General features: G+C 50.7%; 24 protein-coding genes, 1 pseudogene and 1 other annotated feature. Of the genes and pseudogenes, 12 read left to right on the forward strand and 13 right to left on the reverse strand.

The window, feature by feature from the left end:
- Positions 1 to 2: 2 nt before the first annotated feature.
- The 4 genes from yciA to EH228_RS00720 all read right to left on the reverse strand — a co-directional run bounded on the left by yciA (position 3) and on the right by EH228_RS00720 (position 2,284).
- Entirely contained in the window at positions 3 to 434 is a 432-nt protein-coding gene (gene yciA, locus EH228_RS00705; RefSeq protein ID WP_152319784.1) for an acyl-CoA thioester hydrolase YciA, read from the reverse strand.
- A gap of 54 nt (positions 435 to 488) precedes the next feature.
- Positions 489 to 1,028: a septation protein A gene (locus tag EH228_RS00710; protein WP_152319785.1), complete on the reverse strand. Its 540-nt coding sequence runs from the start codon at positions 1,026 to 1,028 to the stop codon at positions 489 to 491.
- A gap of 75 nt (positions 1,029 to 1,103) precedes the next feature.
- Positions 1,104 to 1,841, reverse strand: coding sequence for a YciC family protein (locus EH228_RS00715; RefSeq protein WP_152319786.1), 738 nt, complete (start codon positions 1,839 to 1,841; stop codon positions 1,104 to 1,106).
- Positions 1,842 to 1,864: 23 nt separating this feature from the next.
- Positions 1,865 to 2,284 carry a YkgJ family cysteine cluster protein gene (locus EH228_RS00720; RefSeq protein ID WP_152319787.1) on the reverse strand — a complete coding sequence of 140 codons (420 nt, stop codon included), beginning with the start codon at positions 2,282 to 2,284 and terminating at the stop codon, positions 1,865 to 1,867.
- A gap of 275 nt (positions 2,285 to 2,559) precedes the next feature.
- On the opposite strand from EH228_RS00720, the gene ompW reads away from it, so the two are divergent.
- Positions 2,560 to 3,192 carry an outer membrane protein OmpW gene (gene ompW / locus EH228_RS00725; protein WP_152319788.1) on the forward strand — a complete coding sequence of 211 codons (633 nt, stop codon included), beginning with the start codon at positions 2,560 to 2,562 and terminating at the stop codon, positions 3,190 to 3,192.
- Positions 3,193 to 3,249: 57 nt separating this feature from the next.
- On the opposite strand, the gene EH228_RS00730 is transcribed toward ompW, so the two are convergent.
- The 6 genes and pseudogenes from EH228_RS00730 to EH228_RS00760 all read right to left on the reverse strand — a co-directional run bounded on the left by EH228_RS00730 (position 3,250) and on the right by EH228_RS00760 (position 10,285).
- Positions 3,250 to 3,564 (reverse strand): BON domain-containing protein, encoded by a 315-nt coding sequence (locus EH228_RS00730; protein WP_152319789.1) that lies wholly within the window; start codon positions 3,562 to 3,564, stop codon positions 3,250 to 3,252.
- A 156-nt stretch (positions 3,565 to 3,720) separates the two neighbouring features.
- Entirely contained in the window at positions 3,721 to 4,527 is an 807-nt protein-coding gene (trpA, locus tag EH228_RS00735; protein ID WP_152319790.1) for a tryptophan synthase subunit alpha, read from the reverse strand.
- The gene (gene trpB / locus EH228_RS00740; protein WP_152319791.1) at positions 4,527 to 5,717 is read right to left on the reverse strand and encodes a tryptophan synthase subunit beta; all 1,191 of its coding nucleotides are present in this window, start codon (positions 5,715 to 5,717) and stop codon (positions 4,527 to 4,529) included. The genes trpA and trpB overlap by 1 nt, the downstream gene beginning before the upstream one ends.
- A 48-nt stretch (positions 5,718 to 5,765) precedes the next feature.
- The gene (gene trpCF / locus EH228_RS00745) at positions 5,766 to 7,127 is read right to left on the reverse strand and encodes a bifunctional indole-3-glycerol-phosphate synthase TrpC/phosphoribosylanthranilate isomerase TrpF (RefSeq protein WP_152319792.1); all 1,362 of its coding nucleotides are present in this window, start codon (positions 7,125 to 7,127) and stop codon (positions 5,766 to 5,768) included.
- A gap of 2 nt (positions 7,128 to 7,129) precedes the next feature.
- Positions 7,130 to 8,723 (reverse strand): annotated as a pseudogene (trpD, locus tag EH228_RS20355) (bifunctional anthranilate synthase glutamate amidotransferase component TrpG/anthranilate phosphoribosyltransferase TrpD).
- Positions 8,723 to 10,285 carry an anthranilate synthase component 1 gene (locus EH228_RS00760; protein WP_152319795.1) on the reverse strand — a complete coding sequence of 521 codons (1,563 nt, stop codon included), beginning with the start codon at positions 10,283 to 10,285 and terminating at the stop codon, positions 8,723 to 8,725. The pseudogene trpD and the gene EH228_RS00760 overlap by 1 nt, the downstream one beginning before the upstream one ends.
- Positions 10,286 to 10,309: 24 nt before the next feature.
- Positions 10,310 to 10,410 (reverse strand) — a sequence feature (Trp leader region).
- Positions 10,411 to 10,532: 122 nt separating this feature from the next.
- On the opposite strand from EH228_RS00760, the gene rnm reads away from it, so the two are divergent.
- Positions 10,533 to 11,444: an RNase RNM gene (gene rnm / locus EH228_RS00765; protein ID WP_152319796.1), complete on the forward strand. Its 912-nt coding sequence runs from the start codon at positions 10,533 to 10,535 to the stop codon at positions 11,442 to 11,444.
- Between the two features lie 33 nt (positions 11,445 to 11,477).
- Positions 11,478 to 12,098, forward strand: a complete 621-nt coding sequence (locus EH228_RS00770; protein ID WP_152319797.1) for an L-threonylcarbamoyladenylate synthase — start codon at positions 11,478 to 11,480, stop codon at positions 12,096 to 12,098.
- Between the two features lie 322 nt (positions 12,099 to 12,420).
- Here the strand turns inward: EH228_RS00770 and EH228_RS00775 are convergent, their stop codons facing one another.
- Positions 12,421 to 12,840, reverse strand: coding sequence for a hypothetical protein (locus tag EH228_RS00775; protein ID WP_152319798.1), 420 nt, complete (start codon positions 12,838 to 12,840; stop codon positions 12,421 to 12,423).
- Between the two features lie 181 nt (positions 12,841 to 13,021).
- On the opposite strand from EH228_RS00775, the gene EH228_RS20360 reads away from it, so the two are divergent.
- From EH228_RS20360 to rluB, 4 genes are all read left to right on the forward strand, one after another.
- A complete protein-coding gene (locus EH228_RS20360) occupies positions 13,022 to 13,258 on the forward strand; it encodes a DUF2778 domain-containing protein (protein WP_240116202.1) in 237 nt (78 codons plus the stop codon).
- A 58-nt stretch (positions 13,259 to 13,316) separates the two neighbouring features.
- Complete coding sequence (locus EH228_RS20365) at positions 13,317 to 13,544, forward strand: tlde1 domain-containing protein (protein ID WP_240116206.1); 228 nt, start codon at positions 13,317 to 13,319, stop codon at positions 13,542 to 13,544.
- A complete protein-coding gene (locus tag EH228_RS00785; protein WP_152319799.1) occupies positions 13,522 to 13,785 on the forward strand; it encodes a hypothetical protein in 264 nt (87 codons plus the stop codon). Before EH228_RS20365 ends, EH228_RS00785 begins: the two co-directional genes overlap by 23 nt.
- A 481-nt stretch (positions 13,786 to 14,266) precedes the next feature.
- Positions 14,267 to 15,133 (forward strand): 23S rRNA pseudouridine(2605) synthase RluB, encoded by an 867-nt coding sequence (rluB, locus tag EH228_RS00790; RefSeq protein WP_152319800.1) that lies wholly within the window; start codon positions 14,267 to 14,269, stop codon positions 15,131 to 15,133.
- 120 nt (positions 15,134 to 15,253) lie between these two features.
- Here rluB and EH228_RS00795 read toward each other — a convergent pair whose 3' ends face one another.
- The gene (locus tag EH228_RS00795) at positions 15,254 to 16,015 is read right to left on the reverse strand and encodes a YciK family oxidoreductase (protein ID WP_152319801.1); all 762 of its coding nucleotides are present in this window, start codon (positions 16,013 to 16,015) and stop codon (positions 15,254 to 15,256) included.
- A 207-nt stretch (positions 16,016 to 16,222) separates the two neighbouring features.
- Here EH228_RS00795 and sohB point away from each other — a divergent pair, with 207 nt between their 5' ends.
- Complete coding sequence (sohB, locus tag EH228_RS00800) at positions 16,223 to 17,272, forward strand: protease SohB (protein ID WP_152319802.1); 1,050 nt, start codon at positions 16,223 to 16,225, stop codon at positions 17,270 to 17,272.
- Between the two features lie 26 nt (positions 17,273 to 17,298).
- On the opposite strand, the gene EH228_RS00805 is transcribed toward sohB, so the two are convergent.
- Positions 17,299 to 17,547 carry a DUF2498 family protein gene (locus EH228_RS00805; RefSeq protein ID WP_152319803.1) on the reverse strand — a complete coding sequence of 83 codons (249 nt, stop codon included), beginning with the start codon at positions 17,545 to 17,547 and terminating at the stop codon, positions 17,299 to 17,301.
- A 408-nt stretch (positions 17,548 to 17,955) separates the two neighbouring features.
- On the opposite strand from EH228_RS00805, the gene topA reads away from it, so the two are divergent.
- From topA to EH228_RS20690, 4 genes are all read left to right on the forward strand, one after another.
- Positions 17,956 to 20,568 (forward strand): type I DNA topoisomerase, encoded by a 2,613-nt coding sequence (gene topA / locus EH228_RS00810; protein WP_152319804.1) that lies wholly within the window; start codon positions 17,956 to 17,958, stop codon positions 20,566 to 20,568.
- 291 nt (positions 20,569 to 20,859) lie between these two features.
- The gene (gene cysB / locus EH228_RS00815; RefSeq protein ID WP_152319805.1) at positions 20,860 to 21,834 is read left to right on the forward strand and encodes an HTH-type transcriptional regulator CysB; all 975 of its coding nucleotides are present in this window, start codon (positions 20,860 to 20,862) and stop codon (positions 21,832 to 21,834) included.
- A gap of 699 nt (positions 21,835 to 22,533) precedes the next feature.
- The gene (locus EH228_RS20685) at positions 22,534 to 22,698 is read left to right on the forward strand and encodes a YmiA family putative membrane protein (protein WP_152319806.1); all 165 of its coding nucleotides are present in this window, start codon (positions 22,534 to 22,536) and stop codon (positions 22,696 to 22,698) included.
- Positions 22,620 to 22,868: a hypothetical protein gene (locus EH228_RS20690; RefSeq protein ID WP_193323246.1), complete on the forward strand. Its 249-nt coding sequence runs from the start codon at positions 22,620 to 22,622 to the stop codon at positions 22,866 to 22,868. Before EH228_RS20685 ends, EH228_RS20690 begins: the two co-directional genes overlap by 79 nt.
- The last annotated feature ends 131 nt before the right edge of the window (positions 22,869 to 22,999 follow it).

Below are 22,999 nucleotides of genomic sequence, written 5' to 3' on the forward strand. Positions count from 1 at the left end.
TTTCAGTTCTGCACATCGGCCTGAAAATGGCTTTTCTCCGGAGGCAGCGGGCGGGATTTGCCGTTAGCGTCCACCGCGACGTAGATAAACACCGCTTCGGTCGTACAGTAATGTTGTCCGAGCGGCTCGGAAGCGACTTTCTTAATCCACACTTCGACATTGATAGTGATTGAACTGCTGCCGGTACGAATGCAGCGGGCATGACAACTCACTACATCCCCGACGGCAACCGGTTTAAGAAACGTCATGCCATCAGCTCGTACAGTAACCACACGTCCTCCAGCAATTTCTTTTGCCAGGATCGCGCCCCCCATATCCATCTGCGACATCAGCCAACCACCAAAAATATCACCATTGGCATTGGTGTCGGCAGGCATGGCCAGGGTTCGCAGTACCATCTCACCCTGCGGGAGTCTGTTTTTATCGTCGTTCATTGTCTTGCTTCCAGGAATTTAAAGATAAGCCCGACAGGTGCCGGACCCGATGATTTATTTTTCTTCTTGTTGTGGCATCAGACGGTAGATATACAGACCGCTGATAAGGGTAAAGAGCAGCGTCAGGCCTGTCAGACCAAACACTTTAAAATTAACCCAAAACGCCTGAGATAACCAAAATGCGACATAAATATTTGCCAGGCCGCAGGCGAGGAAGAATATCGCCCAGGCAATGTTCAGCTTACGCCAGGCAAATTCGGGCAGTTGCAGCTCTTTTCCCAGCATGCTCTGGATCAACGGCTGTTTCATCCAGAACTGGCTGAACAGTAAAGCCAGTGCGAACAGTGAGTAGATGACGGTGACTTTCCACTTGATGAACTCATCATTGTGGAATACCAGCGTCAGGGTGCCGAACACCGCGACCAACACGAAGGTGAAGATGGTCATTTTTTCAACTTTACGGAACAGCAGCCAACTGGCGCCCAGCGCCAGTGCGGTTGCCACAATCAGCGCCCCGGAGGCGACAAAGATATCGTACAGTTTGTAGAAAATGAAAAAGACCACGAGTGGAAGGAAATCGAGCAATTGTTTCATGAGGGATCCCAAATACCAGACGGATACAAAATATCAGGTTATCACTGCGTGCCCCTCAGGACACGCAACCGCAGGTTAACGTAACAACATATACAGGCGATAAAGATAAATAATCAGTATGGCTGAAAGGAGGTTACTCACGGCGTTCATTGCTACCGACGCGACATTAGCCGGTAGTACGGTCAATGACGATGCCAGCAGTAATACCGCAATCTTCGCCAGTAGCCAGACAGCCACGCCAGGTGCGACAACCTTCATTTGTCCCCACACCAGACGCATACTGAGGCGCATTGCCGCGAAGATACCGGTTTGTTCGGTGGTGAGGATAATCGGCGCCAGGGCCAGAACGATAGCGAGAATGATCCCCGGAACAACCAGTACCATGAAACCCAATTGCACCACCAGCGTCATAATAAAGACCAACAGCAGCAGGCGGGGCAGCCGTGGGGCAGAGGTCCCAATGGCGTGTAGCGCACTGACGCGCTGGCCGGCAGAAACCATCGGTATCAGACTTAACATGGCACCCAGCAGCAGGGTGTTGCCGACCAGTGAAGCAAAGGTACCGGCAGCAGAAGCGCGCAGCAGGATGCGCTGCTGGTCTGGTGACATATTTTGCACCATTTCCAGCAGGCTCATGCCGGAGTCACTGCCGCCGTCAGCAAGAATAGAAAGTTGATCGGCATCGGGCGTCAGCGCGTGACCGATCAAGACGGTAATAAATGAAGTCAGTAGTGAAATCAGCACGATAGTGATCAACTGATGACGAAAAAAATTTCCCGTGTCACGGTATAAAGAACCTGCCGTGAAAGACATGTACACTCCTTGAAAAACTGGAATTAGCGATCCGGTGATTGTACATGGTCTGACGCTAACCTGGCACCCTGACTTGCATAACTTTCGATTAAAGATGAGGTGATCGGTTCAAATAACGGGGGAAGACCATAATGCGCTCTGGCGCGGTCACAGGCCTCGTTACGTACGCCACCCTCGCCAGAAGGCGTGAACTCTCGACAGGGTGTCGGTCGTTGTGCATAAATTCCACAGGAAACACATTGGCCGATTTCGCCTTCCAGCGCCACACAACGGGACGAGCGAGTATTGGTTCCCCGCATATTGCGCATAAACAGGTTCAGCGGTTCGGTTAACGCTGTCGGGACCCATCCGCCGCCATCATCGGCTTCTGCCCAATAAAACGAAACACGAAAATGAGCGCAGCAAGCGCCGCAGTTGAGACAAGAATTGAGGTTTTCGCTCATCTGATTACCCGCCCCCCCTGAGGCATCGAACCAAAATCACATTATGGGAGATCGTTAACATAGGCTGGTGCCCCGGGGGGCACAAGTACAAATTATGCGTTTACGCAACGGCAAAATTTGATCTAAATCAATTCATTGTTTTTTAAGAACTTTAAAAGAAATGATTTACATGATCTTTCTGCAAATAAGGGTAAAGATAGCGCAGATAAAATTCACCGTAGTGTAAAAGTGCTTAAATATAACGAGCGCTTAAATATAATTACAGAGGAGTGGTTATGAAATTCAAAGCATTGGCACTGGCAGTTGCGACTCTGTTACCAGGGATCGCTTCCGCCCATCAGGCGGGCGATTTTTTCATCCGTGCGGGAACCGCCACCGTGCGTCCTACCGGTGGGTCTGATAATGTTCTGGGGTTGGGCGAGTTTGATGTCAGTAACAATACTCAACTGGGTCTGACCTTTACCTATATGGCGACCGATAATATCGGTATTGAACTGCTGGGGGCGACGCCTTTTCGTCATAAAGTCGGTCTGGACGCTACCGGCACTCTGGCGACGGTGCATCAGTTGCCGCCGACCTTAATGGCGCAGTGGTATTTTATGGGCAATACCAGCAAATGGCAGCCCTATGTCGGTGTCGGTATTAATTACACGATGTTCTATAACTCGGATTTCAACCAGACCGGCCGCGATGCGGGACTGAGTAATCTTAGTGTGAAAAACTCCTGGGGTGTGGCTGGGCAGGTGGGGCTGGATTACCAGTTAACGCCAGACTGGATGCTGAACGCTTCACTGTGGTACATGGACATTGACACCAAAGTACGCTTCAACGCGGGCGAGAGCCGCCAGAGCATTGATACGAATATCAACCCGTTTGTGTTCTTCTTTGGCGCGGGTTACCGTTTCTGATCGGATGTCATGAGATAAAAAAGGCGCGGTTCCGCGCCTTTTCTGTTTATTTAGAAATTACTTGATCTGCATATTGTTGATAACCGAGGTCACGCCTTTGACGTTACGCGTGATGGAAACGGCACGACTAGCCATTTGTGATGAACTGACAAAACCGCTCAGTTGTACGCGACCTTTAAATGTTTCAACGTTGATCTCTGTCGATTTGAGCGTAGCGTCTTTCAGCAATTCAGCTTTTACTTTGGTGGTAATCACAGTGTCATCAATGTAGCCACCGGTACCTTCTTTGGTCGGCCCAGGTGCGCAAGCGCTGACCGAAAGAGCCACTACTGCCGCAATAACCATGCCGGTCAGGATTCTCATCAACTTCATTGTATTTCTCCCTGTTATAGTCGATTGGCTTTCGCCGTGATTACAAAACATTTGGTAGAAGAATCTTAGTCCTGAGTGAAAAATTCGCAATATAATAATAGTAAAAAGATTTTTAAAATAATGCCTTACCAGAAAAGTAAGGCATCATGCGGGGGATTAACGAGTGGCAGCTTTAAGCGCGGAGACAAACGTCTGCAATGCGGCCAGCATTACCGATGGATTGTGGTGATTTTTCTCGATGATTTTGACGATAGCCGAGCCGGAAATCGCTCCGGAAGCCCCGGCAGCCAGGGCCTCTTTCACCTGGTCCGGCTCGGAGATACCAAAGCCCTGGATCGGCGGAGCGGCATTGTATTCACGCAGTTTGGTCACCAGATGTTGCAATGACAGGCTTTCACCGCGGGTTTCGGCCCCGGTCACGCCAGATCGTGAGAGCAGATAAGTGTAGCCGCGGCCATGGGAAGCAATTTCACGTAGCAAATCATCATCGGCATTCGGTGGGCAGATGAATATTGGTGCAATACCATGGCGCATCGCTGACTGACGGAACGGAGCCGATTCCTCAACCGGTACATCAGCAACCAGTACTGAATCCACCCCTGCAGACTGACAACGGGCATAGAAATTGTCGATGCCGTTAGAGAAGACCAGGTTAGCATACATCAGCAGGCCGATGGGTATTTCCGGGTATTTCTGCCGGATGGTCGCCAGCATCTCGAAGCATTGTGACGGTGTCACGCCTGCCGCAAAAGCGCGCAGATTAGCGTTCTGAATAGTCGGACCATCGGCCAGCGGATCAGAGAAGGGAATGCCCAGTTCCAGCGCATCAGCACCGCCGGCGACCAGTGCATCAATAATTTGCAGTGAAAGCTCAGGAGAAGGATCGCCCAGCGTGACGAAAGGAACGAATGCGCCTTCTTTGCGATCTTTCAGGCGTTTAAAAAGCTGATCATAACGTTCCATCAAATTTCTCCCTTAGCGGTCAGAATGTCGTGAACGGTGAAAATATCTTTATCGCCTCGCCCGGAAAGGTTAACCACCAGTAATTGATCTTTTTCCGGTGCCGCCCGCATCATTTTCAATGCATGGGCCAGCGCATGGGACGATTCCAGCGCCGGGATAATCCCCTCACTGCGGCTGAGTGTTTTGAAGGCATCGAGTGCTTCATCATCGGTAACCGAAACATAGTCCGCGCGGCCGGTACTGTTCAGATACGCGTGTTGTGGTCCCACTGACGGGAAGTCCAGACCGGCAGAAATAGAGTAGGATTCTTCAATCTGACCGTCTTTCGTCTGCATCATCGGCGATTTCATGCCGAAATAGATCCCCACACGACCATGTTTCAATGGCGCGCCATGCTCACCAGTTTCAATGCCGTGGCCAGCGGGCTCAACGCCAATCAGACCAACGGAAGGTTCATCGATAAAGTCGGCAAACATGCCGATAGCATTGGAGCCCCCGCCGACACAGGCGATGACGGCATCAGGCAGACGGCCTTCTCGCGCCAGGATCTGTTCTTTGGTCTCTTCACCGATCATGCGTTGAAATTCACGCACAATGGTTGGGAACGGATGGGGGCCAGCCGCGGTACCTAACATGTAGTGGGCGGTTTCATAGCTGCCGGACCAGTCACGCAGCGCTTCGTTACAGGCATCCTTCAGCGTCGATGACCCGCTGTGCACGGGAATAACTTCCGCACCCATCAGCCGCATCCTGAAAACATTGGGGGACTGGCGCTCAATGTCTTTAGCCCCCATATAAATGCGGCACTTCAGGCCCAGCAACGCACTGGCGAGCGCGGACGCCACACCATGCTGGCCAGCGCCGGTCTCGGCGATGATCTCCGTTTTGCCCATGCGTTTTGCCAGCAGAGCCTGGCCCAGTACCTGGTTGGTTTTGTGCGCGCCGCCGTGTAGCAGATCTTCACGCTTCAGATAAAGGCGAGTACGAGTGCCTTTGGTCAGATTCTTACACTGGGTCAACGCTGTCGGGCGGCCAGCATAGTTTTGCAGCAGGTCGGTAAACTCGGCCTGAAACGCCGGATCGCGCTGAGCGCTGACGAAGGCTTCTTCCAACTGGCGCAGGGCTGGCATCAGGATCTGCGGCACATACATACCGCCAAATTCACCAAAATAGGGGTTGAGTAAAGTCATATCACTTCTCTTTTCGCTAGACGGTGCCGACACGGCGGCACCGGTCGGTCAGTACGCCTTCAGCGTTTGAAAGACTGAGGCAATCTTCGAGGCATCTTTGATCCCAGGGGCCGTTTCCACGCCAGAATTGAAATCCAAACCGGCACAGCCCAGTTGGGCGGCTTCAACACAATTATCTGCTCCCAGACCGCCTGCCAGCAGGACATTATCCAGTTGTTGACCATTGAGTAGGGACCAGTCAAAGCGTTTGCCGCTGCCGCCATTGCCATTATCAAACAGGTAGCGGTCCACATGCTGCCAGTGACGGACCGGCAGGGTATCTTTAATACTGAACGCCTTCCAGATTTTCACCCCGGTGGGCAGTTGACGGCGTAGTTCAGTCACAAATGTCTGGTCTTCATCGCCATGAAGCTGTACCGCATGGAGTTGCAGTTGTTGGGTAATTGTGACAATGTCACCTATAGTATGATTGCGAAATACGCCAACATACTTCAGTGCCGCTGCGGCGATTATCGCCCTGGCTTGCTCAATGCCTACTTTGCGAGGGGAGCCTTCAGCAAAGATCAGTCCGCCGTAAATGGCGCCGGATTCAAGCGCGCAGCGCGCATCTTCCGTACGGGTCAGGCCACAAACTTTGTTTTCTCCGATAATAACGCGGCGCACAGCGGCGGCCAGATCGTCTTCTGACATCAGTGCGGAGCCGATCAGGAAGCCATTAGCAAAGTGGCTCAGTTCTCGTACCTGTGCATAGCTATTGATGCCTGATTCGCTGATCACCGTCACGCCATGAGATACTTTCGGCGCAAGGCGGCGCGTACGATCCAGGTCAATGGACAGGTCGCGCAGGTCGCGGTTATTAATGCCGATCACTTTTGCGCCCAGCCGAGTGGCACGTTCCAGTTCTTCATCGCTGATGACTTCAGTCAGTACGCCCATGTTCAGACTGTGCGCCACGGCGGATAATTGGCGATACTGCTCATCATTCAGCACCGAAAGCATCAACAAGATAGCATCGGCCTGGTAGAAACGGGCCAGGTAGATTTGATAAGGATCGATGATGAAATCTTTGCACAGCACCGGTTGGGTGATGGCGGCACTGACTATGGGCAGAAAATCAAAACTACCCTGAAAATATTTCTCGTCGGTCAGCACCGATACTGCGGAAGCGTAGTGTCGGTAAATCCCGGCGATGGTTGCCGGATCAAAATCTTCCCGAATCAGCCCTTTAGATGGCGAGGCTTTCTTACATTCAAGGATAAAGACCGTTCGGGTGCCCTGCAACGCGTGATAAAAGCTGCGGGTGGACAATGTTATCTGGCTCTGGAACGTCTCCAGCGGTTGCTGCCGTTGACGTTCCGCCAGCCATACCGCTTTGTCCCGAACAATTTTGTTAAGTACGGTTTCCTGCATGATTATCCTCTTGCTGCCAGTGCGACAACTCGCTCGTAAGCCTGACCACTGCGGATGACGTTCAGCGCCGTGCGGGCGTTTTCCTGTAAATCTTCATTACCGAAAATCTTCAGCAGCAACGCCACGTTAGCCGCAACAGCTTCTTCGTGCGCGCGTTCGCCTTTACCCTGGAGTAATCGGGCCAGAATATCACGATTTTGTTCCGGTGTGCCGCCCGCCAGTGCTTCCTGCGGGTGGAAACTCAGCCCGAAGTCTTCTGGTGTCAGTTGATAGCAGGTTATCTCTCCGTCGCGCAGTTCGGCCACCTGGGTTGCGCTGTGCAGCGCCACCTCATCCATGCCGCCGCCATGGACTACCGCCGCGCGCTGATAGCCCAGCATCTTCAGCGTTTTGGCCACCGGCAGCACCAGTTCCGGGCTGTAGACGCCGATCACTGCCAGCGGTGGGCGCGCAGGGTTAATCAGCGGGCCGAGCACATTAAACAGTGTACGGGTTTTCAACTGCTGGCGCACTGGCATGGCATGACGAAAACCGGTGTGATACTGCGGGGCAAACAGGAAACAGACATTCAACTCATCCAACGCCAGACGCGCCTGTTCCGCTGGCAAATCCAGACTGATGCCAAACGCCGCCAGTAGATCAGACGATCCCGACTTGCTTGAAACGCTGCGATTACCGTGCTTCGCGACTTTAAGACCGCAGGCTGAGGCCACGAAAGCACTGGCGGTGGAAATGTTAATGCTGTTGCTGCCATCGCCGCCCGTTCCCACGATATCCGCAAAAGCATAGTCGGGGCGGGGGAATGCTCTGGCGTCTTCCAGCAGCGCGGTGGCGGCGCCAGCGATTTCTTCCGGACGTTCGCCACGCACTTTCATCGCAATCAGCGCAGCTGCCAGTTGGGTTGGCTCCAGTTGGCCGGTAATGATCGCCGAGAAAAGCTGATGGCTTTCGGCCTGAGTCAGGATCTGGGCCTGATAAAGTTTTTCCAGAATCGCGTTCATCTGTGTTTCCTTGTTGTTACGCCAGCGCCCAGGCGAGCGTTTGTTCCAGAAGGCGAGCGCCCTGGGTCGTCAGGATGGACTCAGGGTGGAACTGAAAGCCGCAGACACGATCGGCATCATGGCGCACGGCCATCACCATGCCATTGAATGTGGCGTTAACGGTCAGTTCATCCGGGATATTACTGCCGACCAGTGAGTGATAGCGCGCGACGGGCAGTGGATTGCTCAACCCGGCAAACATCGCGGTATCATCATGCGTGATGGCTGAGGCTTTACCGTGCAGGATTTCCCCCGCCTGACCAACATGGCCGCCATACGCTTCGACAATCGCCTGATGTCCCAGACAGATACCAATGATTGGCAGGCGACCGCGCAAACGCTGCAATAATTCCGGCATACAGCCTGCTTGCGATGGCGTACCAGGCCCAGGCGACAGCATCAGCACCGGGTTCTCCATCTCCTGTAGCCGGGCAATTAATGTGTCGGTCGGCACGTTGTTACGGTAAATCACCACGTTATGGTCAAAAGCGCGTAACTGGTCGACGAGGTTATAGGTAAAGGAGTCAATATTGTCGAGCAGCAGAATATCAGCCATTAGAAAATCTCCTTGCAATGATGAGCCGTGGCGATAGCACGAAGAACGGCGCGGGCTTTATTACGGCTCTCATCCGCTTCTGCTTGTGGGATTGAGTCCAGAACCACTCCCGCGCCTGCCTGAACGGTCGCGACGCCGTCTTCGACATAAGCGGAGCGGATAACGATACAGGTATCCAGATCGCCACTGGCGGTGAAATAGCCTACCGCGCCGCCGTAGGTGCCGCGCCGCGTACCTTCCGCTTCAGCAATCAGTTGCATGGCGCGAACTTTTGGCGCGCCGCTCAGCGTGCCCATATTCATACAGGCGCGGTAAGCATGCAGCACATCCAAATCTTCCCGTAGATGGCCCACCACGCGGGAAACCAGGTGCATGACGAATGAGTAACGGTCAACTTTGGTCAGGTCGGCGACGTAGCGGCTACCGGGTTGGCAAATCCGCGCAAGGTCGTTACGGGCCAAGTCAACCAGCATCAGATGCTCCGCCAGTTCTTTATGATCGGTACGCATTTCCAGCTCGATGCGGCTGTCCAGGTCCCGGTCCAGAGAACCATCGGCGTGACGTCCGCGAGGGCGGGTACCGGCAATCGGATAGATTTCAATCTGCCGGCTGGCGGCATCGTATTTCAGCGAGCTCTCCGGTGAGGCGCCAAACAGGCTGAATTCCTGATCCTGCATAAAGAACATATACGGACTTGGATTGCTGTTTTTTAGTGTGTCATACGCCGCCAGCGGTGACGGGCAAGGCAGTGAAAAACGGCGGGAGGGCACCACCTGGAAAATCTCGCCAACGCGAATGGCTTCCTGCAATTGACGCACGACATGGCAGTATTCTTCATCACTCTGGTTGCAACTCAGCACCATGTTTTCAACCTGCTGCACGGGCAGCGGAGAGGCTGGCTGCAACATCTGCGTTTTAAGCTGTTCGATGCGGCTCTGCAGGCGTAAAAATTCACCGGGCGCTGGGGTAAACAGGCTGGCCTGTAACCGGGCGGTCTGGCTCTGGTGATCGATAACCAGCAATGTTTCAGCCAGATAGAAACAATAATCCGGGCAGCGTTGCTCATTACTGAGTGCGGGCAGGTTCTCGAAACCCGCCACCAGGTCGTAAGCGAACAGCCCGCCGAGCAGCATGGCTTCGCGCTCCCCCCCCGGGTTGTTAAACAACTGAGGGATCAGGCGCAACGCATCAAAGACGGAGAGCGACTTCAGACGCGAATCTTCATCCTGGACGTCGGTGCTGGTGGGGAACGTTAATTCACGCCCATTGGGGCTGACATTGTTGATAACGCTGGCGGGCAATGCGGCATCGAGCAACGGGAGTATCGCATGACCATTTTCTGACAGTGCCTGCACGGTAACGGTATTACCTAGTGCGGTGATGCGCAGCGCACTGTCAAGAATCAGCAGACTTTTCAGGTTGTGCTTACTGTCAATATCGGCGGATTCGAGTAGCAGCGTGGACGGGCGCGCGCCACACAACTGATGAAAGACGGCAGCCGGATCCTCGCGGTAGGGGGCGCTACCGGTTATCAACTTCACTCCAGGTTTGGCATTTTGCATGAGGTCAGTTCTCTAAAATTTGCTAAAAAAAAACCCGCTTTAGGCGGGCCTGGGTATCTGCACAACGGTGGGGTGTATGCATGATTCCTTCGCCCATCTCAGGGAGAAGTGCGCCACCAACCTGTCATTATTGAATATATCATCGTCATGATTCAGATACCCTTGCTTGTGAACTTTTGTACTAGTTAACTGGTCCGAGATAAAAAAGTCAATACTCTTTTTTCTCCTGGACAAAAAACTGAGTATCATGCAGCGACATTCATCCGCTGATGCCGGAGCCGTTTTGACCGATCCAATTCCGCTTAATCCCTGGCCTCTGTACGATCTTCACAGCCACACTCGCGCTTCTGACGGATTACTTACCCCGGAAGCGTTGGTGCAGCGGGCCGTTGCGCATCGCGTGGATGTGCTGGCTATTACTGATCACGACACGGTTGATGGCATATCGCCCGCGCGTGACGCTATCGCCAGGCTACAACTCCCCCTGCGGCTGATTGCCGGAGTAGAGATCTCTTCCCAGTGGGAAAATAATGAAATCCATATTGTCGGTCTTGGCGTGAATTGCCAGCATCCCGGACTGATCGCCTTTTTGCGTGAGCAAAGCGATCGTCGGTTGGCGCGGGCGCAGTTAATGGCTCAACGTCTGGAAAAAGCGCATATCCCCGATGCACTGGAGGGTGCGCTGGCGCTGGCAGAGGGCGGAGCCGTCACTCGTGGGCATTTCGCTCGTTTTCTTATCGCGCAGGGCAAAGCCGATAATATGGCGCAGGTGTTCAAAAATTATCTTGCCAAAGGCAAAACCGGTTATGTCCCACCACAGTGGGGTACAATTAAACAGGCCATTGCGGTTATCCATCATGCGGGGGGGCGGGCTGTCCTGGCTCATCCGGGACGTTACGGTCTGTCGACAAAATGGTTAAAGCGCCTGATTGCCCACTTCAGTGAAGAGGGCGGTGATGCGATGGAGGTGGCGCAATGCCAACAGGCGCCCAATGAACGTACCCAACTGGCTCGCTATGCGCAAGATTATCAACTGGCCGTGTCGCAGGGGTCGGATTTCCATCAGCCTTGTGCGTGGATTGAACTGGGGAAAAATTTATGGCTGCCGGGCGGTGTTGAAGCCGTCTGGCTGCGTTTTCCGGAAATTGTATCTGTTTGATCCGTCTGCCTGACGGCGAACAAGAGGGTTGTTATGAGTCAATTTTTTTATATTCATCAGGAAAACCCACAGCCGCGTTTGATTAAACAGGCGGTAGAGCTCCTGAATAAAGGCAGTGTTATCGTTTATCCCACCGATTCTGGCTATGCGCTGGGCTGCAAGTTAGAAGACAAGAATGCGATGGATCGCATCTGTCATATCAGGCAACTGGATGGTCACCATAACTTCACGCTGATGTGCCGTGATCTGTCCGAGCTATCCACCTATGCTTACGTTGACAACACGGCTTTTCGGCTGATTAAAAATAACACACCGGGCAATTACACTTTTATTTTGAAAGCGACGAAAGAGGTGCCGCGTCGTCTGATGAATGAAAAAAGAAAAACCATTGGTCTGCGTGTCCCCTCCAATCCCATTGCGCTGGCATTGCTTGAGACGCTGGATGAACCGTTAATGTCAACATCGTTAATACTGCCAGGCAATGATTTTACTGAGTCTGATCCCGAGGCGATTCAGGAGATGATTGGTAAACAGGTGGATTTAATCATCCATGGCGGTTATCTGGGGCAGCGTCCGACGACGGTTATCGATCTGACTGAGAACAGCCCCGTGGTCGTCAGGGAAGGGATGGGAGATGTACAACCTTTTCGTTAAGTTTCGCGGTAAAGCAGGAGGAGCATTCTGGTGAAAGGATCTTGTCTGTGTGGCAAGGTAGCACACGCAGATGACGGAAGCCTGGGTTGAATTATGCAGAAGGCTAAAGCGCCAGATTTCAATGAGAAAGGGCAAAAACGCCGGGTTCATGCTATCCGACACTCATTCATCACAAAAGCCCTGGTACACTCCGGACCTGTGTATGTACAGCTTGTTGTTGGGCATAGCCTCACAGAATCTTTAGGCATCACAGCACGCTACACACATGAGCCAACCCTCAGAGAATTACTACCTGTTGTTGATGGCGTTGATATTTCATTGTTTAGTAAGAGGTGCAGGTAGTACTCGCATTTCCAAACGTGCTCACGTTATTACCGTACACATTACCCGTGGTGCTACCAAGGGTGTTGCAGGTAGTTGTTTTTGGTCGATTTGCCTGCATCTGTTGATTGTAGTTGTCCAATGCTTCGCTTATGGCTACTGCTCTTTGTTGCTCTTGGATTGCGTTGTTAACTGCCAGATTCGCAGATGTTAAACAATCATCATTACTGATTTTAAAGATTTTTAACGCTTTTCTGCGTTGTATCTCTGACTTAATGGAAAAAAAGTTGTCAGTATTGCCCTGATGCATAGCTAAGCCACCATTGCCGCACAATTCAATATCTGATTGTTGTTGCACTGGTCGCATCTGTGCACAGCCGGCAAGAAGAACGATTGCTGGCATGGTGTAGAAAAGTTTCATAACGTCCCTTATCGTAATTTTTACATATATTAAGAGCATTCTTAGTGTAGTGGAAGTTCAGGATTTTCTGATTTTGTCTAAGGGCTTAAAGATATATTGAAGTAATCCTTTGATTAGCATCACTTGATTGGTAGACGAAAAAGCTTATCATTAGCTGGATTAATCAATAAGAAGGTAACAGATGATCCAGTGTGAGATGGATTACAATAAGGTGAGTGCTGACGGGAAAACCGTAAAACTTCTTTGCTATGGCGTTGGCACCTTTGATGTATTTTCAGGTGATAATCCGACAACGAATATTGCTGAATGTGCCTGGAAGAACAAGGCCGCATTGCCACCCGGTACTTACTGGATTGTTCCCCGTCCTGTTGGCAGTTTCGCTAACCGTGTATTGAGCACCATAAAGGACTGGAAATAACGGTACTGACCATAGCGAATGGTTCGGGCTTTATAGCAACTCAACTATGAGTGATCATATGTTCGTTCATGGTGTTGATAGAGGCGGGTTCAGGCTCCATCCTTTAAGGCCTAATGGCGGGGGTGAATCATGGGGTTGCATCACATTCCACCGAATATCACAGTTTGAGGTGCTCCGTAAGGCGCTTCTGTCTACTAAAATGGTCCAGGTTAAAGCAGGCGTTAAGGCCTACGGACGTGTAATAGTTAGGGGGAGAACGGATTATGACAACTGTCAAATCAAATAGCCGCTGGCGCGCTCTCCTGTTGTTTGTCGTGCTCTATCTGGTGTGTTTAGCGGTAGTTTTGTTTGTCCGTCCTGTCTGGGACCTGATTGAGAAGCTTTCCTATCGGATTGATGATCTTTTGAATGCAACAGGCCTTGCTATGGCTGATGGAGAGTATGATCCGGCGTCGCTATGGGTAATATTCGGTGTCCCTCTGATTGTAGCGGCAGTTATCTTCTTCCTGATACGGCGATTTCGTTAGTCATCGTCAAATATCATCGTGTGATGGCATGATGCGGATTTGGATACCTTCACCTGTCTGTTCAGAACGTTGTGAATGAAGCGCCACGGATAATCTAGACACTAGACGCTGTAATTTTCAATCTCGATCTTGAACAGATGAGACTGGTAGCAACAACAAACATTAATGTTATCGCTACCAAAACAGTGTCTACTAAGAACATAGGCGGAACCACTAAACCCCTACAGCCGAACAAAACAACCACTACTACACTGCAAAGGGCTTCTGTCGGCAATAGCAACCTGGGCGTGTAGGGAACATTAACCCGTCTATGGCGGGTTTTTTATTGTCCGGAGATTGTACAACATCGCGTACAACATTGGGGGTTACAATGGATTGCACATCCTGTATAATGGCACTCGAATTTAAATGCAACTCATTGATTTTTAAGTGTTAATTTTTATCCATTCGACGCCTGGGAAGGCGACACAGAGGTAGCTCCATGAGCGAAAAATTACAAAAAGTCCTGGCGCGCGCCGGGCACGGTTCCCGCCGCGAGATTGAAAGCATGATTTCTGCCGGACGCATTAGCGTCGACGGCAAGCTGGCCACGTTAGGCGATCGTGTCGAGCCAGGCAACGCCCTGAAAATTCGTATTGATGGTCATTTGGTCTCTGTCGCCGAATCAACGGAAACCGTTTGCCGCGTGTTGGCATACTATAAGCCGGAAGGCGAATTATGTACCCGTAACGATCCCGAAGGTCGGCCGACAGTATTTGACCGTTTGCCAAAGTTGCGAGGCGCCCGCTGGATTGCTGTTGGACGGCTGGATGTAAATACCTGCGGCCTGTTACTGTTCACAACCGATGGTGAGTTAGCGAATCGTCTGATGCACCCCAGCCGTGAAGTAGAACGGGAATATGCGGTGCGCGTATTCGGACAGGTTGATGATGATAAACTGAAACAGTTGAGCCGTGGTGTGCAATTGGAAGATGGTCCAGCCTCGTTCAAAACCTTGAAGTTCAGTGGTGGTGAAGGCATCAACCAGTGGTACAGCGTGACGTTGACCGAAGGGCGTAACCGCGAAGTGCGGCGTCTTTGGGAGTCTGTCGGGGTGCAGGTCAGCCGGCTGATTCGTACTCGTTACGGCGATATTGCGCTGCCTAAAGGTTTGCCGCGCGGCGGCTGGACTGAGCTGGATCTGGCGCCGATCAATTATCTGCGTGGACTGGTTGATTTACCGCCAGAAACCACCAGTAAATTGCCGGTTGAGAAAGATCGCCGTCGCACCAAGGCGAACCAGATCCGCCGTGCTGTCAAGCGTCACTCACAGGTTAGCGGTAGCCGCCGTCCGGCGAATAAACGTTAACACCCAAAGACGGGCGCGGTGGTTTTTCACTGCTTGTTTAAGCCTGGATATTCGTATTGAAGGCGTGAGCATTGTAGTGGCGGCATCGGTTATTTTCCGCAGCGTCGCCACTGAGCGTTATTATTCGGCTGCACCGGGTTTACGTCCTGGCTGCGCATCAAAGCTGATACCATTCTTCCCTTTGCTGTCGTCGCCCATCAGATAAAGGTAGAGGGGCATAATATCTGCCGGAGTTTTTAATTTGTTGGCGTCTTCCTGGGGGAACGCACTGGCGCGCATTTTCGTCCGTGTGCCCCCCGGGTTGATGCAGTTTACCCGCAGATTATGATTAGCATATTCTTCCGCCAGTACCTGCATCATGCCTTCAGTCGCAAATTTGGACACGGCATACGCGCCCCAGCCCGCGCGTCCCTGTCGGCCAACACTGGAACTGGTGAACACCAATGAACCCGATGCAGATTTGAGCAATAAGGGCAGCAATGCCTGGGTCAGGAAGAATGTGGCGTTAATATTGACCTGCATCACCTGCTGCCAGACCTGCGGATTCTGCCGGTCCATCGGTGCGATATCACCCAGTATACCGGCGTTATGCAGCACGCCATCCAGCCGTGAAACATGTTGCGCCACGTCGCTGGCCAGTTGCTGACAATGCTCCGGGGTGGCGGTGTCGAAATCAAGAATAAACCAGAGTGGGGCGGGCTTGCCCTGTACGGCAATTTCGTCAGCCACGGCCTGAAGTTTTTGTCGGTTACGTCCGAGCAACAGAACCTGCGCGCCATAGCGGGCATAAGACAGCGCGGCTTCGCGGCCGATCCCATCGCTGGCTCCGGTAACCAGAATGATACGATCGGTCAGCAGTGTGCTTTTCGGATGATAGTGCACGGAGATGTCCTCTGGCGGTAAAATGAGCAGCGAGACAATTAAGCTCTTGCTTACAATGAATAATCTGCTTTATGCCTGAAAATGGTAATTAGTTCAATGTTATCCCGGTGTAAAACTGCATTAAAACGACGCTATTCGGGCGACGCCGGTCAGCGACTCGGCTACACTAGCGGCTTTTCTAATACGATGTTAAATAAGGCGGAATAAGTGGAACTACTCTCTTATTATGGACTATTTCTGGCTAAAACGATCACCGTGGTAGTGGCGATTGCTGTCATTGCTGTCCTGATTACCAATCTGGCGATGCGTAAACGTGATCAGGGGGGACAGTTGAAACTGACGAACCTGGGTAAACGTTATCAGGAGATGAAAGATGAGATGGTGTTGGCGAGAATACCGCATCATCAGCAGAAATTGTGGCACAAAGCGCAGAAGAAAAAAGAGAAGCTCGAAGCTAAAGCAGCAAAACAGCATGCTAAACAGGGACTGAAATCCGACGAGACGAAGCCAACGCTGTTTGTGATTGATTTTAAAGGCAGCATGGATGCTCATGAAGTCAGCTCGCTGCGTGAAGAAGTGTCTGCGGTCATGGCGGTCGCACAACCAGAAGATGAAGTGTTGCTGCGTCTGGAAAGCCCGGGAGGAGTCGTACACGGTTACGGGCTGGCATCTTCTCAGTTGCAGCGACTGCGCGATAAAGGGATCCGCCTGACGGTGGCTGTCGACAAAGTGGCCGCCAGTGGTGGTTATATGATGGCCTGCGTGGCGGATCGCATTGTCGCGGCGCCGTTCGCTATCATTGGATCAATTGGTGTGGTGGCGCAAATCCCTAATTTCAACCGACTGCTGAAGCGTAACGAGATCGATATTGAATTGCATACTGCGGGGGAGTACAAACGTACGCTGACGCTGTTTGGTGAAAATACCGAACAGGGACGTGAGAAGTTTCGTGAAGATCTGAATGAAACTCATCAATTGTTCAAGCAATTTGTCCACCAGATGCGTCCTGCGTTGGATATCAGCAGAGTGGCGACGGGCGAACACTGGTTTGGTACTCAGGCGCTGGAGAAAGGACTGATTGATGCCATTGGCACCAGTGATGACCTGATAATCGACCAGATAGCCAGTCGTGAAGTGATCTCGGTACGCTTCACTCGGCGTAAGAGCGTTATTGACCGTTTTACTCAGAGCGCCGCCAACAGCGCGGAACGAGTGCTGCTACGTTGCTGGCAGCGCGGTCAGAAGCCGTTACTGTAATGCCGTTAACGCCCGTATCGCGGGCGTTATTCTTGTAAATGGTAGCGAGACGAAAGCGCTACCGCCAGAAACTTAAATACGTTAAATGCTGCCGTACTTTTCTCCCCCGGAAGTCCTTGCTCATCCAGAAAATAGTCACCACGAAATACCAATACGTCGCCTTTTTGTTCCACGTCAGTGGCCGTCAGTCCGGTAAAGTAATGCTCGTGCTGCGTCATCATCTCATTCGCTTTTTTCAGCAGCGCGGCCTTATCAATAGCCTCAGTCTGGTTCACTGTTTATCTCCTTTATAAAGGTTGCTATCGCACAGTATATTACGACCACGATAAATAAGACCACCCTGTTAGCGATACGACATGTGAGGTGATTCCTTTCGTTGCTATTTCTGGCAGAAACGATGGGCAGATGCTAATTAAGTTGCGTATCAAATTTTATCAGGTAGAGTGTGGGCGTTTCGGGTTCTGGGTGTAAAACAGGCGTTACGTTTGGTGATCAGTTCGCTCAGCAGGTGGGAAAAGGTATAATTAATCAACCGGTTGACTTGCATGTGGCTTGTGTTGACCAGACAAAAAACAACCGGGTTGAAAAACTGAAATCCGGTAGCCATATCCTTAACGCGACGAGTTTGCATCGGGCAAACAGCGCAATTTACTCTCGGATGTTTTAATCAGGTAAAGGTAAATATGGGTAAAGCTCTCGTAATAGTTGAGTCCCCGGCAAAAGCCAAAACAATCAATAAATATCTTGGAAATGACTACGTGGTAAAGTCCAGCGTCGGTCATATTCGTGATTTGCCGACGAGTGGGTCAACAGTTAAAAAGAGCGCTGACTCTACAACCAGTAAAGCGACCAAAAAGGTAAAAAAGGACGAAAAAACGGCGTTAGTTAACCGCATGGGCGTCGATCCTTATCATGACTGGAAAGCGAATTACCAAATTCTGCCCGGCAAAGAAAAGGTGGTTTCCGAGCTAAAATCTCTGGCCGCGAATGCTGAGCATATCTATCTCGCAACGGACCTTGACCGCGAAGGGGAAGCCATTGCCTGGCACCTGCGGGAAGTGATCGGCGGCGATGACTCGCGCTTCAGTCGTGTGGTGTTTAACGAAATTACCAAAAATGCTATTCGCCAGGCTTTCGACAAACCGGGCGAGCTGAATATTAACCGAGTAAATGCGCAACAGGCTCGTCGGTTTATGGACCGCGTGGTGGGATATATGGTTTCCCCATTGCTGTGGAAAAAAATTGCCCGGGGACTGTCGGCAGGCCGTGTTCAGTCGGTTGCTGTGCGTCTGGTGGTTGAGCGTGAGCGCGAGATTAAAGCGTTCGTTCCAGAAGAGTATTGGGAACTGCACGCTGATTTGAACACGCCAAAAGGCAATGTGTTGCCGATGGAAGTGACTCATCAGCATGATAAACCGTTCCGTCCGGTTAACGGCGAGCAGACCCAGGCGGCGCTCAGTCTGCTGGAGAAAGCGCGTTATGTGGTGGTCGATCGTGAAGATAAGCCAACCAGCAGTAAACCTGGCGCGCCATTTATCACCTCCACACTGCAGCAGGCAGCCAGTACCCGTCTGGGCTTCGGCGTGAAAAAAACCATGATGATGGCGCAGCGCTTGTACGAAGCGGGTCACATCACTTATATGCGTACTGACTCTACTAATCTCAGTCAGGATGCGCTCAATATGGCGCGTGGCTACATTGAAAGCGAGTTCGGCGGCAAATATTTACCGAAAGCGCCAAACGTTTATGCCAGCAAAGATAATTCGCAGGAAGCGCATGAAGCCATTCGTCCTTCCGATGTAGGCATATTATCTGAGCAGTTGAAGGACATGGAAACCGATGCGCAGAAACTTTATCAGTTGATTTGGCGCCAGTTTGTTGCCTGCCAGATGATGCCGGCACAATATGATTCCACGACGCTGACCGTTGCGGCAGGTGACTTCAAATTAAAGGCGAAGGGGCGCACATTGCGTTTTGACGGCTGGACTAAAGTGATGCCCGCGCTGCGTAAAGGCGATGAAGATCGCACGTTACCGGTGATAGAGGTTGGCGAAGCGCTTGAACTGCAACTGTTGAAACCAAGTCAGCACTTCACCAAGCCGCCAGCGCGTTTCAGCGAAGCGTCACTGGTTCGCGAACTGGAAAAACGCGGTATTGGGCGTCCTTCAACTTATGCTTCAATTATCTCGACGATTCAGGATCGTGGCTATGTGCGGATCGAAAATCGCCGTTTCTACGCCGAAAAAATGGGTGAGATTGTCACCGACCGTCTGGAAGAGAACTTCCGCGAGCTGATGAATTACGATTTCACCGCGCACATGGAAGATAATCTGGATAAGGTCGCCAACAACGAAGCGCAGTGGAAAAGCGTACTGGATAAGTTCTTTGCCGATTTTAGCCAGCAGTTGGAGAAGGCGGATAAGGATCCGGAAGAGGGCGGGATGCAGCCGAATCAGATGATCCTGACTGCTATCGATTGTCCGACCTGTGGGCGTAAAATGGGGATCCGTACCGCCAGTACCGGCGTATTCCTCGGGTGTTCCGGTTATGCTCTGCCGCCAAAAGAACGTTGCAAGCAGACTATCAACCTGATCCCCGAGAATGAAGTTTTGAATATTCTCGAAGGCGACGATGCTGAAACTAATGCCCTCCGCGCTCGCCATCGCTGCAATAAATGCGGTACGGCGATGGATAGCTACCTGATTGATAATCAACGCAAGTTGCATGTTTGTGGTAATAATCCTGGCTGTGATGGTTATGAAATCGAACAAGGTGAGTTTCGCATTAAAGGCTACGATGGTCCGGTCGTCGAATGTGAGAAATGTAGCGCGGAAATGCATCTGAAAATGGGGCGTTTCGGCAAATATATGGCTTGCACCAACGACGAGTGTAAAAATACACGTAAGATCTTGCGTAATGGCGATGTTGCTCCACCGAAAGAAGATCCGGTTCCACTGCCAGAACTGGCTTGCGAAAAGTCAGATGCTTACTTCGTATTGCGTGATGGTGCTGCAGGGGTCTTCCTGGCGGCGAACACCTTCCCTAAATCAAGGGAAACGCGCGCTCCACTGGTAGAAGAACTGCAGCGTTTCCGGGATCGCCTGCCTGAGAAACTTCGTTACCTTGCGGATGCCCCGGCAGCGGATAATGAAGGGAACAAATCGGTGGTGCGCTTCAGCCGCAAAACTAAACAGCAATATGTCAGTACCGAGAAAGAAGGTAAGGCAACGGGATGGTCTGCATTTTACGTTGATGGAAAATGGGAAGTGACCAGTAAGTCCGCCACTAAAAAGTAATCTAATCTTCAGGGCCAGTTTCCGCTGGCCCGTTAACGTGTTGTACCCCATATGTGTGTTGCAGGAAGGTCGTCAGCGAGTCACTCTCCCGCCGCTTACTCGGTGTGACATACCGCTGTGGCCTGGCGTATGTCGGGTATATACATTCAGGGCTTTTTTGATATAGTTGTTATAGATATACCTTTCTTTATTATAAAATCGCATTAGTCCGATTTCCCCAGTGCTTCGGCTTATCCGTAACTGATAGCGCGGATAACTGGCGCGTGACTCCAACCCCTGGATGGAATGAACATGAAATTGCAGCAACTGCGTTATATCGTTGAAGTGGTTAACCATAACCTGAATGTTTCTTCAACGGCTGAAGGCCTTTACACTTCCCAACCCGGTATCAGTAAGCAGGTGCGGATGCTGGAGGATGAATTGGGAATACAGATTTTTGCCCGTAGCGGCAAGCATTTGACCCAGGTCACACCAGCCGGTCAGGAAATCATTCGTATCGCCCGTGAAGTTCTGTCTAAAGTCGATGCGATTAAGTCCGTCGCGGGTGAGCATACCTGGCCGGATAAAGGGTCGTTGTATGTCGCGACAACTCATACTCAGGCGCGCTATGCATTGCCTAATGTGATTAAAGGTTTTATCGAGCGTTATCCGCGCGTTTCTTTGCATATGCATCAGGGGTCGCCAACGCAAATCGCTGAGGCCGTATCAAAGGGGAATGCCGACTTTGCGATTGCCACCGAAGCGTTGCATCTGTATGACGATTTGATCATGTTGCCTTGCTATCACTGGAATCGGGCCATCGTTGTGACCCCCGACCATCCGCTGGCAGATAAAGAAAAAGTGTCGATTGAGGAACTGGCAGAGTATCCATTGGTCACTTATACCTTTGGTTTTACGGGGCGATCCGAACTGGATACCGCGTTTAATCGTGCTGGTCTGACGCCACGCATTGTTTTTACCGCGACAGATGCTGATGTGATTAAGACCTATGTTCGACTTGGACTGGGCGTCGGGGTGATTGCCAGCATGGCGGTCGATCCGATTTCGGACCCTGATTTGGTAAGAATCGAAGCGACGGATGTTTTCAGTTATAGCACCACCAAGATCGGTTTCCGCCGTAGTACTTTTTTGCGTAGCTATATGTATGATTTTATACAACGTTTTGCACCACATCTGACGCGTGATGTGGTTGATACGGCTATAGGTTTGCGATCCAATGAAGATATTGAAGCAATGTTCAAAGATATTAAATTGCCGTTGAAGTAATTTCGCCCATGAGTGTTTATTATGATGTTAAGGGCCTCAATGAGGCTCTTTTACTTAATTCATCCTGCGCACTTCAATATACCCAGATCACCGGTGAGTGAGCCCGTTTTTACTTTTTTGAATCACTGGTCTGAGTCAGTTTATTGGGATTCATATACCTGTTACTTGAATCATTTAAGGGTGAAAACTTCTCAAGTTTACTTTTTAAATGAAACGTATGTCACATATTCCATCTTTGTTTTACAATAAATGAGAATTAGAACACATTTTTCAGTAAACACCTTTGCATGTTGTTAAGAACATTCCCATACTCTAATTAAAAATGCATCGTAAACCGTGATGGGCAGGGGAGAGGAAAGATGACTCTCGGCGTTTACGGGCCGCAGCGGATGGTTTATGGGGCTATACGCAAAGCGCGGATATTCCAGTCATCCCAACTCAGTCCTTAACTCAAGTATGCCTGTTGGTATTCCGTAGTAAAGTTATTTAAATTGTTCAGTATATTGTTACTTACGTAAAAAAATATAATTGACGTGAATTTTTAAATGAAAATGAATGTAATTTTTAAACTTTTATAAATGCCATTAATCGTTTGTATCTGTAAATGTAACTGGATTTTGCTCTTTAATGTGTTTAGGATTCCCCCTTATTTTGGTTGGGTGAAAATATTATTGTCAGTGTACGAGGTTATACAAAGCTATGACGACAAGATTATCTGTTCATACTGACTTCGGTCACAAAAAAGAGGTTACGCTTCGGCGTAACGATCATCTGAAACGCAAAGCATGGATGGTGATTTTAACCAGTTCAGCGATGTTCTGGGTCGTTATCGCATTAATGATTGTGCGTGGTCTATGGGGATGAGCGTGCATTTTGAGACTGTAGACCATAAATCACCGCAGCCTGGAAAAAGGCAAGATCGCTTTTGTGCAGATAAAAAGATGAAAGATGTGGCTATCCCTGCGAGTTGGGAACTGAATGAACGACAACGTAATTTTATTGATTCAATGATTAGTCAACCTGGGAAGCAGTAAAGATATTATTTTTACCGATATAATACCGGACATTATAATTCAAACGATTAGCAATGATAGATTGGCAATTTTTAGTGCTCAGATCACCTTGTTCGCTGGGGATAGAAAAAGGAACTTAACTCAAATGACCG

It is taken from the genome of Erwinia endophytica (assembly GCF_009295515.1).
GTDB lineage: Bacteria > Pseudomonadota > Gammaproteobacteria > Enterobacterales > Enterobacteriaceae > Erwinia > Erwinia endophytica.

Coding starts and splice junctions, on each gene's coding strand:
- yciA (WP_152319784.1), bottom strand. CDS start 434: ATGAACGACGATAAAAACAGACTCCCGCAGGGTGAGATGGTACTGCGA.
- EH228_RS00710 (WP_152319785.1), bottom strand. CDS start 1,028: ATGAAACAATTGCTCGATTTCCTTCCACTCGTGGTCTTTTTCATTTTC.
- EH228_RS00715 (WP_152319786.1), bottom strand. CDS start 1,841: ATGTCTTTCACGGCAGGTTCTTTATACCGTGACACGGGAAATTTTTTT.
- EH228_RS00720 (WP_152319787.1), bottom strand. CDS start 2,284: ATGAGCGAAAACCTCAATTCTTGTCTCAACTGCGGCGCTTGCTGCGCT.
- ompW (WP_152319788.1), top strand. CDS start 2,560: ATGAAATTCAAAGCATTGGCACTGGCAGTTGCGACTCTGTTACCAGGG.
- EH228_RS00730 (WP_152319789.1), bottom strand. CDS start 3,564: ATGAAGTTGATGAGAATCCTGACCGGCATGGTTATTGCGGCAGTAGTG.
- trpA (WP_152319790.1), bottom strand. CDS start 4,527: ATGGAACGTTATGATCAGCTTTTTAAACGCCTGAAAGATCGCAAAGAA.
- trpB (WP_152319791.1), bottom strand. CDS start 5,717: ATGACTTTACTCAACCCCTATTTTGGTGAATTTGGCGGTATGTATGTG.
- trpCF (WP_152319792.1), bottom strand. CDS start 7,127: ATGCAGGAAACCGTACTTAACAAAATTGTTCGGGACAAAGCGGTATGG.
- EH228_RS00760 (WP_152319795.1), bottom strand. CDS start 10,285: ATGCAAAATGCCAAACCTGGAGTGAAGTTGATAACCGGTAGCGCCCCC.
- rnm (WP_152319796.1), top strand. CDS start 10,533: ATGCAGCGACATTCATCCGCTGATGCCGGAGCCGTTTTGACCGATCCA.
- EH228_RS00770 (WP_152319797.1), top strand. CDS start 11,478: ATGAGTCAATTTTTTTATATTCATCAGGAAAACCCACAGCCGCGTTTG.
- EH228_RS00775 (WP_152319798.1), bottom strand. CDS start 12,840: ATGAAACTTTTCTACACCATGCCAGCAATCGTTCTTCTTGCCGGCTGT.
- EH228_RS20360 (WP_240116202.1), top strand. CDS start 13,022: ATGATCCAGTGTGAGATGGATTACAATAAGGTGAGTGCTGACGGGAAA.
- EH228_RS20365 (WP_240116206.1), top strand. CDS start 13,317: ATGTTCGTTCATGGTGTTGATAGAGGCGGGTTCAGGCTCCATCCTTTA.
- EH228_RS00785 (WP_152319799.1), top strand. CDS start 13,522: ATGACAACTGTCAAATCAAATAGCCGCTGGCGCGCTCTCCTGTTGTTT.
- rluB (WP_152319800.1), top strand. CDS start 14,267: ATGAGCGAAAAATTACAAAAAGTCCTGGCGCGCGCCGGGCACGGTTCC.
- topA (WP_152319804.1), top strand. CDS start 17,956: ATGGGTAAAGCTCTCGTAATAGTTGAGTCCCCGGCAAAAGCCAAAACA.
- cysB (WP_152319805.1), top strand. CDS start 20,860: ATGAAATTGCAGCAACTGCGTTATATCGTTGAAGTGGTTAACCATAAC.
- EH228_RS20685 (WP_152319806.1), top strand. CDS start 22,534: ATGACGACAAGATTATCTGTTCATACTGACTTCGGTCACAAAAAAGAG.
- EH228_RS20690 (WP_193323246.1), top strand. CDS start 22,620: ATGGATGGTGATTTTAACCAGTTCAGCGATGTTCTGGGTCGTTATCGC.